This window comes from Alcanivorax sp., assembly GCF_002733835.1.
In the GTDB taxonomy this organism is placed as follows: Bacteria; Pseudomonadota; Gammaproteobacteria; order Pseudomonadales; family Alcanivoracaceae; genus Alcanivorax.
Window position 1 is genome coordinate 154,063 of sequence record NZ_NVWY01000004.1, and the last position, 15,130, is coordinate 169,192.

Sequence of the window (15,130 nt, forward strand, 5' to 3'; positions counted from 1 at the left end):
AAACTCCTTATTTGACCGGCGGCGGCGCGATGACTTCGCGCTGGCCATTGTTGCCGGCCTCGGTGACCACCCCTGCCATCTCCATGGCTTCCACCAGGCGGGCGGCACGGTTATAGCCAATTTTCAGTTTCCGCTGCACAGAGGAAATGGACGCCCGTCGGGACTCGGTGACGATGGCCACCGCTTCATCGTAAAGCGGATCATTCTCGTCATCGCCGCCCTCACTGGCGCTTTCCATACCTGGCATCGGTGCATTGAGGTCGCTGCCACCATCGAGAATTTCTTCCAGATAATTGGGCTCGCCGCGTTTGCGCCAATCGTCACAAACCCGGTGCACCTCTTCATCTGAGACAAAGGCGCCGTGAACACGTTCCGGAACACTGGTGCCGCCGGGCAAATAAAGCATGTCACCATGGCCCAGCAGCTGCTCCGCCCCGCCCTGGTCCAGTACTGTGCGGGAGTCAATTTTGGACGACACCTGGAAACCGATACGCGACGGCACGTTGGCCTTGATCAGGCCGGTGATAACGTCCACGGACGGGCGCTGGGTGGCGAGAATCAGGTGAATACCTGCCGCCCGGGCTTTCTGGGCGATACGGGCGATCAGCTCTTCCACTTTCTTGCCCACAATCATCATCATGTCGGCGAATTCATCGATGACGATAACGATGTAAGGCAGGTGCTCGGCCAGCGGCGCCTCCTCATCCAGATTCATCGGGTCATCCGGCTTCCACAGCGGGTCCTTGAGGGGCTCGCCTTTCTTCTTGGCGTCGTCCACCTTGCGGTTATAACCGGAGATATTCCGCACCCCCATGGAGGCCATCAGCCGGTAACGACGCTCCATTTCACCCACACCCCAGCGCAGCGCACCGGCCGCTTCTTTCATGTCGGTAACCACCGGGGTAAGCAGGTGCGGAATGCCATCGTAGACCGCCAGTTCCAGCATTTTGGGATCGATCAAGATCAGGCGGACATCGTCCGGGCTGGACTTGAACAGCATGGACAGCAACATGGCGTTCACGCCCACGGACTTACCGGAACCGGTGGTACCCGCCACCAGCAAGTGGGGCATTTTTGCCAAGTCCGCCATCACCGGGCCGCCGGAGATATCCTTGCCCAGCGCCATGGTCAGGGGCGACGGCGCCTGATCAAACATCTGTGTGCCGATCACTTCGGTGAAGCGGATCATTTCCCGTTGCTCGTTGGGAATCTCGATCCCCACGGTGGTCTTGCCGGGAATCACTTCCACTACCCGCACGCTGATCACTGCCAGGGAGCGAGCTAAATCCTTGGCCAGATTGGTGATCTTGGAAACCTTAATACCAGCTGCCGGCTGAATTTCGAAGCGGGTAATCACCGGGCCGGGCTGCACTGCCACCACTTCCGCCTCGATATTGAAATCCTTGAGCTTGATTTCCAGCAGGCGTGACATGCCTTCCAGGGCCTCTTCGGAATAACCGCCCTTGGATTCTTCCACCGCATCCAGCAGGCCCACCGGGGGCAGCTCACCGGAGACTTCCGTGGTAAACAGTTTCTGCTGCTTTTCTTTTTGAACCCGGGCGCTTTTTTCCACCGGCTTGGCCGGTTTGGCGATTTTGGGCGGGGTTCGCGTTTCTGCCTTTTTCTTCGCCTCGGTAATGACCTTGGCGCGCCTCTCATGGGCTTCTTTCTTCTGCCGCTGCTCTTCGCGCTGACGTTTACGCGTTTGCCACCAGGCAGGCACTTTTTCGATGGCGCCAAGCACCAGCGCGCCCAGGCCTTCAGCCAGCGCGATCCAGGACAAATCGGTAAAGATGGTCACGCCGATCAAAAACAACGCCACCATCATCAAGGTCCCACCCAGGGGGTTGAACCCGGCCAGGGAGGCATCGCCAACTTCATGGCCGAGAATGCCCCCGGCGCCTTCCGGCAGCGTATCGCCCACGGTGAAATGCATGTACGACAGCGCCGTGCCCGCCAGCATGGTCAGAATAAAACCCACCAGTCGCAAGCTGAACAACGGCCAGCTCCCCGGCAGTCCGGCATGGCGCTCGCGCAGCACCTTGCCGGCCCAAAAGCCCAGCAGCACCGGAAACAGGTAGGCCATATAGCCAAACAGGCCCAGCAGCAGATCGGCGCTGAACGCCCCTACCCGGCCCATGGCATTGCGTACTGCATCCACATTGCCCACATAGGACCAGCCGGGATCGCGGCTATCGAAACTGATTAACGCCAGCAGCAGGTAAAGGGAAAAGGCGATCAGCGCAATGACCATGCCTTCCACCAAACCACGTTTGAGATGGCGGGAAAACCCGGACTGTCCTTGCCCGGCAACCGTTTTACTCACGCCTTGCCCCTCAATAAAGTCAAACTATTGGATAAAGAATAGCTGATAACGGATTGAAATTATTGCGATTGTAGTCAATCACAGTGGGGGCGGCCAGCTTTGCCCCTCCCGGTGTGCCCGAGCGCACGGCATTATCGCACAAAATAGCCGCAATCTGCGGCTCTCAACCCGGGCAGTCACCTCTTCCTATCGCACTAATAGCCCATGATCAGGCTTCACGACGACCCGGTTTTACGGTAGTTTTCACTGCCTTGAATGTGCAGGCCTTGCCCCCACAGTTGGAGTCGCAAGGCCGGACGCGGCATAGCGCGCCCGATCACCTGCCCAACCCACGTATTTACTGGAGTAACACATGAGCGACGTGCAGCACCATCGGCTGATTATTCTGGGTTCCGGCCCGGCGGGTTACACTGCGGCTGTGTACGCCGCCCGTGCCAACCTCAAGCCGGTTGTGATCACCGGCATCCAGCCTGGCGGCCAGCTCACCACCACCACCGAAGTGGATAACTGGCCCGGTGATGTGGAAGGCCTGCAGGGGCCGGACCTGATGGTGCGCATGCAGCAGCACGCCGAGCGTTTCGATACGGAAATGGTCTACGACCATATCAACGACGTGGATCTCAAGCAGCGCCCGATCGTCCTCAAGGGCGACAACGGCACCTACACCTGTGACGCGCTGATCATCGCCACCGGCGCCACCGCCATGTATCTGGGGCTGGAGTCCGAAGAAGCCTTTATGGGCAAAGGCGTGTCTGCCTGCGCGACCTGTGACGGTTTTTTCTATAAGGGCCAGAAGGTGGCGGTAATCGGTGGCGGTAACACGGCTGTCGAAGAAGCACTGTACCTGTCCCACATTGCCGAACATGTGACCCTGGTACACCGTCGTGACAGCCTGCGCGCGGAAAAAATCCTGCAGGACAAGCTGCTCGCCAAAGACAATATCTCCGTGGAATGGGACCACACCCTTGAAGAAGTGCTTGGCGATGACAGCGGTGTCACCGGCATGCGCATCAAGTCCACCAAGGGTGAAGGCAGCAAAGACCTTGAACTACAAGGTGTCTTCATTGCCATCGGTCACAAGCCGAACACGGATATTTTCGCCGGCCAGCTGGACATGAAAGACGGCTACATCAAGATCGCCAGCGGCACCGAAGGCAACGCCACCGCCACCAGCGTGGAAGGGGTATTTGCGGCCGGCGACGTGGCGGACCATATCTACCGCCAGGCAGTGACCTCCGCTGGCGCTGGCTGCATGGCCGCGCTGGACGCCGAGCGTTTCCTGGACAACCTGAACGACTGATAGACCGGAGGGCCACCACATGGTGCCATGGCTGGACCCCGGGGATCCTTTCCCTGATACCCGGCTCGCCCTCACCGACCCGGACGGCCTGCTGGCTGCCGGGTCGGATCTTCACCCCCAGACCCTTTTACGGGCGTATTCCGCCGGCATCTTCCCTTGGTACAACGCCGACACCCAGCCCATCCTCTGGTGGAGCCCGGCACCGCGCTGCGTGATCCGGCTGGACCAGTTACATGTCAGCCGCAGCCTGTCCCGACATCTCCGCCAGGCGGATTTCACCATTACTTTTGACCGCGACTTCGAAGCAGTCATGCGCACCTGCGCAGCCCCCCGCCAGGGCGAACCGGGCACCTGGATCAACGAAGAAATGATCGCGGCTTATTGCCAACTGCATCAGCAAGGTTATGCCCACAGCGTAGAAATCTGGCAAAACGGGTCGCTGGCCGGCTGCCTCTATGGCGTTCAGCTTGGCCAGATGTTCTTTGGTGAATCCATGGCTTCCCCGCAGCGCAACGGCTCCAAGGTGGCACTGGTGGCACTACGCAACCTGGCCCGTGCACTGGATATCCGCCTGCTTGATGCCCAGATCGAGAACCCTCACCTCATGTCCATGGGGGCACAGATGATCGACCGTGACGACTTTGAAACCTGCCTTGAGGACTGGGTGCCAGCCCAGCCAGTGCCCACCCCCTGGCCAGACCGTCCGTTTGACTGGGCCGCACTGCAAGCCGAATGTGAGGCTTTTTAGCCCTCCTGCCCTGGGCTACACTTACACCATGACTGACTTGTCCACGCTGCGCTTTTTTCGCACACCCGCCCATAGCTGCAGCTACCTGGAAGACCGCCAGGCGTCTACCCTGTTTGTGGACCCCCAGGCCCAGCTGTCACCAGAGCTCTATAGCGAACTGAGCTTGCTGGGGTTTCGCCGCAGCGGCAATTATCTCTATCGCCCCCACTGCGACAGCTGTAATGCCTGCATTCCGGCCCGGGTGCGAGTGGATGACTTCCACCCTCGCCGCCGCCATCGTCGCATCCTCAAAAACAACGCCGATCTGGCAGTGAACCGCGAGCCCGCCCGTTTCAGTCGCGAGCTATACGCGCTTTATGCGGCCTACATTAATGACCGCCATGGCGATGGCGACATGTATCCGCCTTCGGAAGAGCAGTTCACCAATTTTCTTACCTGCGAATGGGCAGACACCCATTTCTACGGGTTTCGCCAGCAAGGCAAGCTGGTCGCCGTAGCCGTCACCGACCAGCTCAATGATGGCCTCTCCGCAGTGTACACCTTCTTTGACCCCACATTGCCTGAGCGCAGCCTGGGGGTCATGGCGTTGCTATGGCAAATCGAACAATGCCAACGATTACAACTTCCCTACCTGTATCTGGGCTACTGGATCCGTCAATGCCAGAAAATGAGCTACAAAAGCCAGTATCAGCCCCTGGAAATTCTCGCCAGCGGGAGCTGGAAAGAGCACACCGCCCCCAGTAATTCCGGGGGTTAAGCCCTCGACCCAAGCCTTTTTCCAACTTCTTTTGCAGCCAAGGCCCTTTTACGGCACAATTGCGCGTCGCTAATAGCCGGTAACCCAAGGTATTTGTTGGATGGCGAAAGAAGAGCAAATCGAACTCGAAGGTGTCATCGTTGATACCCTGCCCAACACGATGTTTCGTGTGAAGCTGGACAACGGTCATGTAATTACGGCCCATATCTCCGGGAAGATGCGTAAGTTCTATATCCGCATCCTCACAGGGGATCGTGTAAAAGTGGAAATGTCTCCCTATGACCTCACCAAGGGACGCATCACTTTCCGGATGAAATAACCCGGAACGGCTCCGGCCGAATACACCCACAAAAAAACCCGGCATTGCCGGGTTTTTTTGTTGTCTGTGCGTTGATGGAAAACGAGCGGAGCGCCTTTCGTAAAAGAAAGGCGCCCGCCACTTCTGTTTACGCGGGCTCCGCTGTGGCCGCTTCCACGGAAAGCACCAGCTCCCCGTCTTTTTCGGTGATATTGACCTGCCCACCGGCACCAGCCAATTCGCCAAACAGCAGTTTCTCTGCCAACGGTTTCTTGATTTTTTCCTGGAGCAGACGCGCCATGGGCCGGGCGCCCATATCCTTGTCGTAGCCCTTCTCGGCCAACCAGTTACGGGCCGCATCATCCACATTCAGCACCACACCGCGCTCATCAAGCTGGGCCTGCAGTTCCACCAGGAACTTGTCGACCACACCCAGAATCACCTTACTGGTCAGCGGCAGGAACTGAATGGTGCCATCCAGACGGTTACGGAATTCCGGCGTGAAGACCTTTTTGAGCATTTCCATGCCGTCGGTGCTGTTGTCCTGCTCGGTAAAGCCGATAGAACGCTTGTTCAGCACTTCCGCGCCGGCGTTGGTGGTCATGATCAGGATCACATTGCGGAAGTCCGCCTTGCGGCCGTTGTTGTCGGTCAGCGTGGCATTGTCCATCACCTGCAACAGGATATTGAACACTTCCGGATGCGCCTTCTCGATTTCATCCAGCAACAGCACACAGTGCGGCGTCTTGGTAATGGCTTCGGTAAGCAAACCGCCCTGATCGAAGCCCACATAGCCGGGAGGCGCGCCAATCAGGCGGCTCACGGTGTGTCGCTCCATGTACTCGGACATATCGAAGCGCACCAGTTCCACGCCCAGTGCCCGGGCCAGCTGACGGCTCACTTCCGTTTTACCCACCCCGGTGGGGCCAGCAAACATAAAGCTGCCGATGGGCTTGTGCTCGCCCTTGAGGCCCGCACGGGACAGTTTGATCGCCGCTGAAATGGTATCGACGGCCTCATCCTGGCCGAATACGGTCATTTTCAGGTCGCGCTCAAGGTTACGCAGCAGCTCCTTGTCGGAGGACGACACCTGCTTGGGAGGAATTCGGGCAATCTTGGCCACCATGTCCTCCACGTCGGTTTCCTCAATGGTGTGCTTGCGCAGGTCTTCCGGGCGCAGGCGCTGCCAGGCACCGACTTCGTCAATCACGTCGATGGCCTTGTCAGGCAGGTAACGGTCGTTGATGTAGCGGGCACTCAGCTCTGCAGCGGCTTTCAGGGCCGCATCCGTGTAGCTCACGTCATGGTGAGCCTCAAAACGGCTTTTCAGCCCCTTGAGAATCCCCACGGTGTCTTCCACGGACGGCTCAACCACATCGATTTTCTGGAAGCGACGTGACAGGGCCCGGTCCTTCTCGAACACGCCCCGGTACTCCTGGAACGTGGTGGACCCCATGCATTTCAGCTCACCGGAGGCCAGCAGCGGCTTGAGCAGATTGGAGGCATCCATTACCCCGCCGGAGGCCGCACCGGCTCCGATGATGGTGTGAATTTCATCGATAAAGAGAATCGAGTTGGGCTCTTTCTTCAGTTCTGCCAGCAGGGTTTTCAGGCGTTTCTCGAAATCGCCCCGGTACTTGGTACCGGCCAGCAACGCGCCCAGATCCAATGAATACACCACCGCATCCAGCAACGGCTCGGGCACCTGCCCTTCCACGATCATACGAGCCAGCCCTTCGGCAATGGCGGTTTTACCGACACCGGGCTCACCCACCAGCAAGGGGTTGTTCTTGCGGCGACGGCATAGAATCTGCGCCGCCCGCTCAATTTCAAACGCACGCCCCACCAGCGGATCAATACGATCCTCACGGGCCATTTCGTTCAGGTTGGTGGCGTAATTGTCCAGCGCGCTGGCCGGGGCGCCTTCCGCGCCCGCTTCCATGTCCTGCTCGGTCTCGATGGACGGCTCTGCATCCTGAATCTGGGAAATACCGTGGGCAATAAAGTTAACGATATCCAGGCGGTGAATGTCCTGACAGTTAAGAAAATAGACTGCCTGGCTTTCCTGTTCGTTGAAGATGGCCACCAGCACATTGGCCCCGGTCACTTCCTTCTTGCCGGAAGACTGCACACTGAATACCGCACGCTGCAACACCCGCTGAAAGCCCAGTGTGGGCTGGGTGTCGCGCTCCGGATCGGTATCCGGTAACAGCGGTGTTGAGTCCTCGATAAACTGGGATAACGCATCACGCAATTCATCCAGGTCTGCGGCACAGGCACGCAGGACCTCGACGGCCGCCTCGTTATCCAGCAGCGCCAGCAGCAAATGCTCCACGGTCATAAACTCATGACGGTGGCCACGTGCGTGGCGAAACGCCTCGTTAAGCGTCATTTCAAGTTCTTTGCTGAGCATAAGGCTACCTCACTGCATGGGCCCGCAAGGGCATCAGGCCTGTTCCACCTGACACATCAGCGGATGCTGATTCTCCCGGGCGTATTCCACCACTTGCGTGGCTTTTGTTTCGGCTATGTCCTGGGGATAGACCCCGCACACCGCCTTTCCTTCAGTGTGCACGGTGAGCATGACACGGGTGGCCTGCTCACGGCCCAGATTGAAGAAGTCTTCCAGTATCTCTACCACAAAATCCATCGGCGTGTAGTCATCATTCAACATCAACACCTTGTACATGGATGGCGGTTTCAGCTTCGGCTTGGCCTCTTCCACGGCCATATCACCGTGTCGGTCCGGGTCTGAGGGGGAGTCTGCCGGCCCACAACGTAGCGCGCCTGTTTCGTCAATCATTACCGGATGCCAATCTTGTTGATGCCAATTCATAAAGCCTCAAAACCGTTGTAACCCTGCTGGCGTCAGCAGGCAATGAAGAAATGATGGGTGGTCGGTGTTTTTTCAATCCCCCGCAGCAAATCAATTCACCGGGATGATTTCACGGGGTTGACACCCTGCTGTGCATGTTTAAAAGTTGCACAATAGACTCAGGTGCCAGTTTACCGCAGCCGGCAGCCCGAGGATAAAAATAAACATAATCGCCATTGGATAGGCAGAGGGAAGGACCATGGCAACGGGACGAGTAAAGTGGTTTAACAACGCCAAGGGCTACGGTTTTGTACGCCCGGACGAAGGGGGCGAAGACTTGTTCGTCCACTATTCCTACATTCAGATGGACGGCTATAAAAGCCTGAAAGCCGGGCAACCCGTGGAGTACGAGGTGCAACCGGCCAACAAGGGCTTCCATGCCGTCAACCTGCGCGCCAACGAAGAAGCCAGTAACGAAGAAGGCGTCACTGAAGATCAGACGACACTCTCCTGACCCTTCCCTGCCCGGCTGGCTCATACTGCAAGCCAGCTGTTGAGCCCGTCGGGCGCCTCAGGCGCCCATATGCTCAATCACCGCATTCCCAAACTCTGAGCAGGTCAACAGTGTCGCGTCCGGCATCAGTCGCTCGAAGTCGTAGGTCACCGTTTTCGCTGCAATCGCGCCTTCCACGCCGTTGATGATCCGGTCAGCCGCATCGCTCCACCCCATGTGGCGCAGCATCATTTCCGCAGACAGGATCAGTGAACCAGGGTTGACCTTGTCCTGCCCGGCGTACTTGGGCGCGGTGCCGTGGGTGGCCTCGAACAGCGACACGGAACCACCAATATTGGCCCCCGGCGCAATACCAATCCCGCCGACTTCCGCTGCCAGCGCATCGGAAATGTAATCGCCGTTCAGATTCAGGGTGGCAATCACGCTGTAATCCGCCGGGCGCATCAGGATCTGCTGCAGAAACGCATCGGCGATCACATCCTTGATGATGATTTCCTTGCCGGTATTGGGATTCTTCATGGTCATCCAGGGTCCGCCATCCAGCAATTCAGCGCCAAAACGCTCGCCGGCAAGCTGATAGCCCCAATCCTTAAAGGCGCCCTCGGTGTACTTCATGATGTTGCCTTTGTGCACCAGGGTAACCGAATCCTTGTCGTTATCGATGGCATACTGGATCGCCTTGCGCACCAGCCGCTGGGTCCCTTCGCGGGACACCGGCTTGACGCCGATCCCGCAGCCTTCCGGGAAGCGAATCTGGGTAACCCCCATTTCCTCACGCAGGAAACGGATCAGTTTGGTGGCTTCCGGGCTGTCCGCCGCCCACTCAATGCCCGCATAAATATCTTCCGAGTTCTCACGAAAGATGATCATGTCGGTAAGTTCGGGATGAACAACAGGGCTGGGAACCCCTTCAAAATAGCGCACCGGGCGCATACAGGTGTACAGGTCGAGCTCTTGGCGCAGGGACACGTTAAGGGAACGGATGCCGCCGCCCACCGGAGTGGTCAATGGGCCCTTGATGCCCACGGTGAATTCCCGCAGGGCTTCCAGGGTTTCCTCGGGCAGCCACTCGTCAGGCCCGTATACGACCGTGGCTTTTTCCCCGGCGTAAACTTCCATCCAGGTAATACCACGCTTGGTGCCGTAGGCTTTCTCGATGGCAGCGTTAACCACCTTGATCATCACTGGTGAAATGTCGACACCAATGCCATCCCCTTCGATATAAGGAATAATCGGATGATTGGGGACATTCAGGGACAGGTCCGCATTAACCGTGATTTTGTCACCGTCTGCAGGAACCGTGATCTTTTGGTATCCCATCTACACTTCTCCCTCTGAATAAAAGCGAATTCGGCCTCTACTCGCGAGTATAGCATCGAGCCAAAGTCAGGGTGGAGCATCGGTTTGGCACTTGAGAGATTGACTGCAAGGGACGTGGGGAACGGGGAACGCCCGGCCACGGGGATCGGTGGCAAGGGTCGCTGAAACGCCTTACCGGGCAAGCCCTGAAGCACACATCTGCTGTGCCTTGTGACCAGGAGAAACACTCCCTCCAAGGCCACATGACTCAACAGCTGTACGCTTCACCAGGTCAGACACAGCCTGGCTAGAGCTTCTCGAGTATGCCGTTAAAGGTTGCACTGGGCCGCATAGCGGCCGAAGCCTTGCTGAAATCGGGATTATAGTAACCGCCGATATCAATGGGCGAGCCTTGCACGGCCACCATTTCGTTGACGATTGTCTCTTCGTTTTCCGTCAGCGAAGCGGCAATAGCCGTGAAGGTTTCCTTCAGCTCTGCGTCCTCATCCTGTGCGGCCAGCGCCTGGGCCCAATACATGGCCACAAAGAAATGGCTCACCCGGTTATCCGGCTGGCCGACTTTCCGTGACGGTGACTTGTTCTGCTCCAGATACTGCTCATTGGCCTTGTCCAGAGCCGCTGCGATTACCTTGGCCTTGTTGTTGCCATACTTCTCGCCCAGCTCCTGAATGGAAACCGACAGCGCCAGGAATTCGCCCAGCGAGTCCCAGCGCAGGTGATTCTCTTCCAGGAATTGCTGCACATGCTTGGGGGCCGAACCGCCAGCACCGGTTTCGTAGAGTCCGCCGCCAGCCATCAAGGGAACGATGGACAGCATCTTGGCACTGGTGCCGAGTTCCAGAATGGGGAACAAGTCGGTCAGGTAATCACGCAGCACGTTCCCCGTGACGGAGATAGTGTCTTTGCCGCGGATCATGCGCTCCATGGTGTAGCGGATCGCCTGAACCGGAGACATGATGCGGATATCAAGGCCTTCGGTATCGTGTTCCTTGAGATATTTGCGAACCTTTCGGATCATCTGTTGATCGTGGGCCCGCTCCTTGTCCAGCCAGAAGATAGCCGGAGTGTTGCTTTGCCGGGCACGAACCACGGCCAGTTTCACCCAGTCACGAATGGGCAGGTCCTTGGCCTGGCACATGCGCCAGATATCGCCTTTCTCCACATCGTGAGTCAGCAACACCTCACCGTCCTCACGCACAATGCGCATGGTGCCCTTTTCACTGGCTTCAAAGGTCTTGTCGTGGGAGCCATACTCCTCTGCCTTCTGCGCCATCAAGCCCACATTCGGTACCGAGCCACAGGTAACGGGATCAAAGGCCCCATGGGTTTTGCAGAAGTTGATGACTTCCTGGTAGATGGTGGCGTAGGTGCTTTCCGGAATCACCGCCTTGGTATCTTTCAACTTGCCGTCGGCACCATACATCTTGCCACCCTGGCGAATCATGGCCGGCATGGAGGCATCAACAATAACGTCGGAAGGGACGTGCAGGTTGGAAATGCCGCGGTCGGAATCAACCATGGCCAGTTCCGGGCGATGCAGGTAACAGGCGCGGATCGTGGTTTCGATCTCCAGGCGCTGGGAAATCGGCAATTCTTCGATTTTCTGGTAAATGTGACTCAAGCCGTTATTCGGGTTGGCACCAATCTCTTCCAGCACATCGCCATGCTTGTCGAACAGCTCCTTGTAGAAGCGCCGTACCGCATGCCCGAACACGATGGGGTGAGAGACCTTCATCATGGTGGCTTTAACGTGCAGTGAGAACAGCATGCCGGTGTTCTTGGCATCTTCGATTTGTTTGTCAAAGAACTCACTGAGCGCATTCTTGCTCATGTACATGGCATCAATGACTTCGCCATCAAGAAGCGGAAGTTCCGGTTTTTTGACCGTCACAGTGCCGTTTTCGTCCTCGAACTCGATGCGCACCTTGCAGGCCTTTTCTATCGTCGAGGAGGTCTCATGGGAAAAGAAGTCGCCGCCACGCATGTGTGCCACGTGGGTGCGCGAAGCCGGGCTCCAGTAGCCCATGCTATGGGGGTTCTTGCGGGCATAGTTTTTAACCGCAATGGGGGCGCGGCGGTCGGAGTTGCCTTCGCGGAGCACCGGGTTCACCGCAGAGCCGAGAATTTTGGTGTACCGGGCCAGAATGTCTTCCTCTTCCTCGCTTTGCGGCTCATCCGGGTATTCCGGCACCGGGTAGCCATGCTCGTTAAGTTCGGCGATGGCCGCTCTGAGCTGGTGGATGGAAGCACTGATATTGGGAAGCTTGATGATGTTCGCTTCCGGATCCTGGGTCAGATCACCCAGTTCGGCCAGGGTGTCATTCACCTTCTGCTGGTCGGTCAGATATTCAGGAAAGCTGGCAAGAATGCGTGTAGCGAGGGAAATATCACTGCTCTCAACTTCAATGCCAGCGATCGAAGTGAATTTTTCAATGATGGGTAAAAAGGAATAGGTCGCCAGCGCAGGCGCCTCGTCAGTCATGGTGTAAATAATTTTAGGCGTGGTCATAGAATTACAAGGTCCCAATTGTATTGGTAGAGCTTTCCGCCTGATATCAGTCGGCTTTTGGCCGTCAGATCAGCGGGCACCCAACAGGAGTGCTCCCTCCGAATAAAACTGTATTCTGCATAAGCTGGCGAGTATAGCACCGACCGTTTAGCCTTGTTAGGACAAGCGGTAGCAACCGCAGACCAGCAACAGTCATCGATACTCACCCCATGGCGCAATTGATCTTACTTAACAAACCGTTTCAGGTCCTCTCCCAGTTCAGCGACGACCAGGGCCGGCGAACCTTGCGCGAGTGCGTGCCGATGCCCGGCGTATACCCGGCCGGTCGACTGGACTGGGATTCTGAAGGCCTGTTGTTGCTGACCGATGACGGCGCCCTGCAGGCACGCATCAGCGATCCGCGGTTCAAGCTTCCCAAAACCTATCTGGTTCAGGTGGAAGGCAGGCCCGGGGGGCAGGAACTGCAAAAATTACGCCAAGGCATCACCCTGAAGGATGGCCCCACGCGCCCGGCCAAGGTCGAACTGATCGAGCCGCCCGCGTTATGGCCACGCAATCCACCCGTCCGCTTGCGGAAAACCGTACCGGATAGCTGGCTCAAGCTCACCATAGACGAAGGTCGAAACCGACAGGTGCGACGAATGACCGCAGCCATTGGCCACCCCACCCTGCGGCTGGTTCGCTGGCAGATTGGCGACTGGAACCTTGAGGCTCTCGCCCCTGGAGAATGGCGCGCTATGACGGTTCACGCGCCGAAGCCGCCTGCAGCCAGGCAGCGGCGGCCTCGTCATCGCTCTGGCGGGCCTCGACCCAAACCCAGCGGCCGCCGATAAGCTCCTTCTTCCAGAACGGCGCGCGGGTTTTCAGTAGATCCATGATAAAGGCGCAGGCCGCAAACGCATCCTGTCGATGCGGGGCACTGACGGCCACCTGCACGATGTCATCAGCCACCATCATGGTGCCAACTCTGTGCACCACCCAGGCACCATTGAGGTGCCATTTCTGGCCAGCCTGATCGACAATGGTGCGCAACACTGCCTCCGTCATCCCCGGGTAATGCTCCAGATGCAGCGCCTCCACCCTGCCCTGCTCATCGCGCACCTGGCCACTGAACTGCACCATGGCGCCGCTGAGACCCGCGTCGCGAAGCCAGCCGTACGGCTGCGCCGGCACCAGCGACGTGTCCGTGACGGCCACATGAACCTTCATCCGCCGGTCACCGGCGGGAACAGGGCGACCACATCGCCATCCCGAACCGCCGCCTGCTCCTGGCTGAGCACCTCATTCACCGCCACCATATAGCGGGGTGTCGCCTCCAGCGCACCGGCCACCGACGCCTTGTCGTCGGCCAGCCATGCGACCAGGGCAGCCACCGTGTCGACACCATCCGGCGGCGTGACCGTCAGGCTGTCACTGCCCACCCGCTCACGCAGAGCAGCAAAGAAACGTATCTCGATCACCTTAATCCTCCCGACGGAACTGGCCACTGCGGCCACCGGATTTTTCCAGCAGGCACACGGATTCAATCACCATGCCCCGGTCCACCGCCTTGCACATATCATAGAGCGTCAGGCTGGCCACTGATGCGGCGGTCAAGGCTTCCATCTCCACGCCAGTGGTGCCCTTGAGCTTGCAGGTTGCCTGCACGCACAGCGCATCCGCTCCTTCCGGTTCGATGGTAACAGTGACACCAGTTAGCAACAGCGGGTGACACAGAGGAATCAGGTCCCAGGTCTTCTTTGCCGCCTGAATGCCGGCAATTCGGGCGGTGGCGAGCACATCACCTTTGGGGTGTTTGCCTCCCAGTATCATTTCCAGCGTGGCCGGCTGCATGCGCACCCGCGCCTGCGCAGTGGCGGTACGCTGGGTGCTGTCCTTGTCGGTGACATCCACCATCTGGGCCCGGCCACTGTCATCCAGGTGGGTAAATCGTTGATCTGTCATGTTCAGAGGTGTCTCCGCTCTGTTGTCTGTGGCGCCGCTGCGCTACCATTCCCGCCTTTCCAGAATTGAATGAAGCATCGCCCCCGGCCCATGACGGCAACCGGTGCTTCCTGTCCGGTAGGATACGCTATGAACAGCTTTGAGCCGCACATTACTGTGGCCTGCGTAGTCGAACAAGACGGCCGCTTCCTGTTTGTCCGAGAAATGAGCAAGGGCGAGGAAGTGCTGAACCAGCCCGCGGGCCATGTGGAGTTCGGCGAGAACCTGATGCAGGCGGCCTACCGCGAAACCCTCGAAGAAAGCGCCTGGCAGGTAGACATTACCGACCTGCTCGGCTGGTATATCTTCCAGCCCCACAAGGGCGCCGGTGTCTATTACCGCACCTGCTTCGTGGCCCGGCCAGTCAGCCACGACCCGAAACAGAAGCTCGATACCGGCATTCTCGAAGCCGAATGGCTGACCCCGGATGAATTCCGCGCCCGTCGGCACCAGCACCGCAGCGCCCTGGTGGAAAAATGCCTGGATGATTACCTGTCCGGGCGACGACTGCCCCTGGACAGCATTTATCAGCACCCCTGGCCTCTGCAGAGAGGATGATT

15 protein-coding genes are annotated in these 15,130 nt (G+C 58.2%); 7 read left to right on the forward strand and 8 right to left on the reverse strand.

Annotated elements, in window-relative coordinates; all coding sequences use genetic code 11:
• Window positions 1-7: 7 nt before the first annotated feature.
• Window positions 8-2,326 carry a DNA translocase FtsK gene (locus COA55_RS03950; protein ID WP_290500724.1) on the reverse strand — a complete coding sequence of 773 codons (2,319 nt, stop codon included), beginning with the start codon at window positions 2,324-2,326 and terminating at the stop codon, window positions 8-10.
• A gap of 352 nt (window positions 2,327-2,678) precedes the next feature.
• On the opposite strand from COA55_RS03950, the gene trxB reads away from it, so the two are divergent.
• The 4 genes from trxB (at window position 2,679) to infA (ending at window position 5,450) form a co-directional block, all read left to right on the forward strand.
• On the forward strand, window positions 2,679-3,626 hold the full coding sequence (gene trxB / locus COA55_RS03955) for a thioredoxin-disulfide reductase (RefSeq protein WP_290500725.1): 948 nt from the start codon (window positions 2,679-2,681) through the stop codon (window positions 3,624-3,626).
• Window positions 3,627-3,645: 19 nt separating this feature from the next.
• Window positions 3,646-4,374 carry a leucyl/phenylalanyl-tRNA--protein transferase gene (gene aat / locus COA55_RS03960; protein WP_290500726.1) on the forward strand — a complete coding sequence of 243 codons (729 nt, stop codon included), beginning with the start codon at window positions 3,646-3,648 and terminating at the stop codon, window positions 4,372-4,374.
• Window positions 4,375-4,402: 28 nt separating this feature from the next.
• On the forward strand, window positions 4,403-5,131 hold the full coding sequence (locus COA55_RS03965; RefSeq protein WP_063521722.1) for an arginyltransferase: 729 nt from the start codon (window positions 4,403-4,405) through the stop codon (window positions 5,129-5,131).
• A 100-nt stretch (window positions 5,132-5,231) separates the two neighbouring features.
• Window positions 5,232-5,450 carry a translation initiation factor IF-1 gene (infA, locus tag COA55_RS03970; RefSeq protein ID WP_007149029.1) on the forward strand — a complete coding sequence of 73 codons (219 nt, stop codon included), beginning with the start codon at window positions 5,232-5,234 and terminating at the stop codon, window positions 5,448-5,450.
• 127 nt (window positions 5,451-5,577) lie between these two features.
• Here the strand turns inward: infA and clpA are convergent, their stop codons facing one another.
• Both clpA and clpS read right to left on the reverse strand, forming a co-directional pair.
• Entirely contained in the window at window positions 5,578-7,842 is a 2,265-nt protein-coding gene (gene clpA, locus COA55_RS03975) for an ATP-dependent Clp protease ATP-binding subunit ClpA (protein WP_290500727.1), read from the reverse strand.
• Window positions 7,843-7,875: 33 nt separating this feature from the next.
• Entirely contained in the window at window positions 7,876-8,232 is a 357-nt protein-coding gene (clpS, locus tag COA55_RS03980) for an ATP-dependent Clp protease adapter ClpS (RefSeq protein WP_063521726.1), read from the reverse strand.
• Between the two features lie 271 nt (window positions 8,233-8,503).
• Between clpS and COA55_RS03985 the strand changes: the two genes are divergently transcribed.
• Window positions 8,504-8,758 carry a cold-shock protein gene (locus COA55_RS03985; RefSeq protein ID WP_290500728.1) on the forward strand — a complete coding sequence of 85 codons (255 nt, stop codon included), beginning with the start codon at window positions 8,504-8,506 and terminating at the stop codon, window positions 8,756-8,758.
• 57 nt (window positions 8,759-8,815) lie between these two features.
• Here COA55_RS03985 and icd read toward each other — a convergent pair whose 3' ends face one another.
• Together icd and COA55_RS03995 are read right to left on the reverse strand one after the other, a co-directional pair.
• The gene (gene icd / locus COA55_RS03990) at window positions 8,816-10,078 is read right to left on the reverse strand and encodes an NADP-dependent isocitrate dehydrogenase (RefSeq protein WP_290500729.1); all 1,263 of its coding nucleotides are present in this window, start codon (window positions 10,076-10,078) and stop codon (window positions 8,816-8,818) included.
• Between the two features lie 286 nt (window positions 10,079-10,364).
• On the reverse strand, window positions 10,365-12,587 hold the full coding sequence (locus COA55_RS03995) for an NADP-dependent isocitrate dehydrogenase (RefSeq protein ID WP_290500730.1): 2,223 nt from the start codon (window positions 12,585-12,587) through the stop codon (window positions 10,365-10,367).
• A gap of 209 nt (window positions 12,588-12,796) precedes the next feature.
• Between COA55_RS03995 and COA55_RS04000 the strand changes: the two genes are divergently transcribed.
• The gene (locus COA55_RS04000; protein WP_082872461.1) at window positions 12,797-13,420 is read left to right on the forward strand and encodes a pseudouridine synthase; all 624 of its coding nucleotides are present in this window, start codon (window positions 12,797-12,799) and stop codon (window positions 13,418-13,420) included.
• Here the strand turns inward: COA55_RS04000 and COA55_RS04005 are convergent.
• The 3 genes from COA55_RS04005 to moaC are packed head-to-tail and all read right to left on the reverse strand — an operon-like array spanning window position 13,323 to window position 14,531.
• Window positions 13,323-13,796: a molybdenum cofactor biosynthesis protein MoaE gene (locus tag COA55_RS04005; protein ID WP_290500731.1), complete on the reverse strand. Its 474-nt coding sequence runs from the start codon at window positions 13,794-13,796 to the stop codon at window positions 13,323-13,325. The genes COA55_RS04000 and COA55_RS04005 overlap by 98 nt on opposite strands.
• Window positions 13,793-14,047 (reverse strand): molybdopterin converting factor subunit 1, encoded by a 255-nt coding sequence (gene moaD / locus COA55_RS04010; RefSeq protein ID WP_063518668.1) that lies wholly within the window; start codon window positions 14,045-14,047, stop codon window positions 13,793-13,795. Before moaD ends, COA55_RS04005 begins: the two co-directional genes overlap by 4 nt.
• A 1-nt stretch (window position 14,048) precedes the next feature.
• Window positions 14,049-14,531 (reverse strand): cyclic pyranopterin monophosphate synthase MoaC, encoded by a 483-nt coding sequence (gene moaC, locus COA55_RS04015; RefSeq protein ID WP_063518667.1) that lies wholly within the window; start codon window positions 14,529-14,531, stop codon window positions 14,049-14,051.
• A gap of 129 nt (window positions 14,532-14,660) precedes the next feature.
• Between moaC and COA55_RS04020 the strand changes: the two genes are divergently transcribed.
• Window positions 14,661-15,128 (forward strand): NUDIX hydrolase, encoded by a 468-nt coding sequence (locus tag COA55_RS04020; RefSeq protein ID WP_063519457.1) that lies wholly within the window; start codon window positions 14,661-14,663, stop codon window positions 15,126-15,128.
• The last annotated feature ends 2 nt before the right edge of the window (window positions 15,129-15,130 follow it).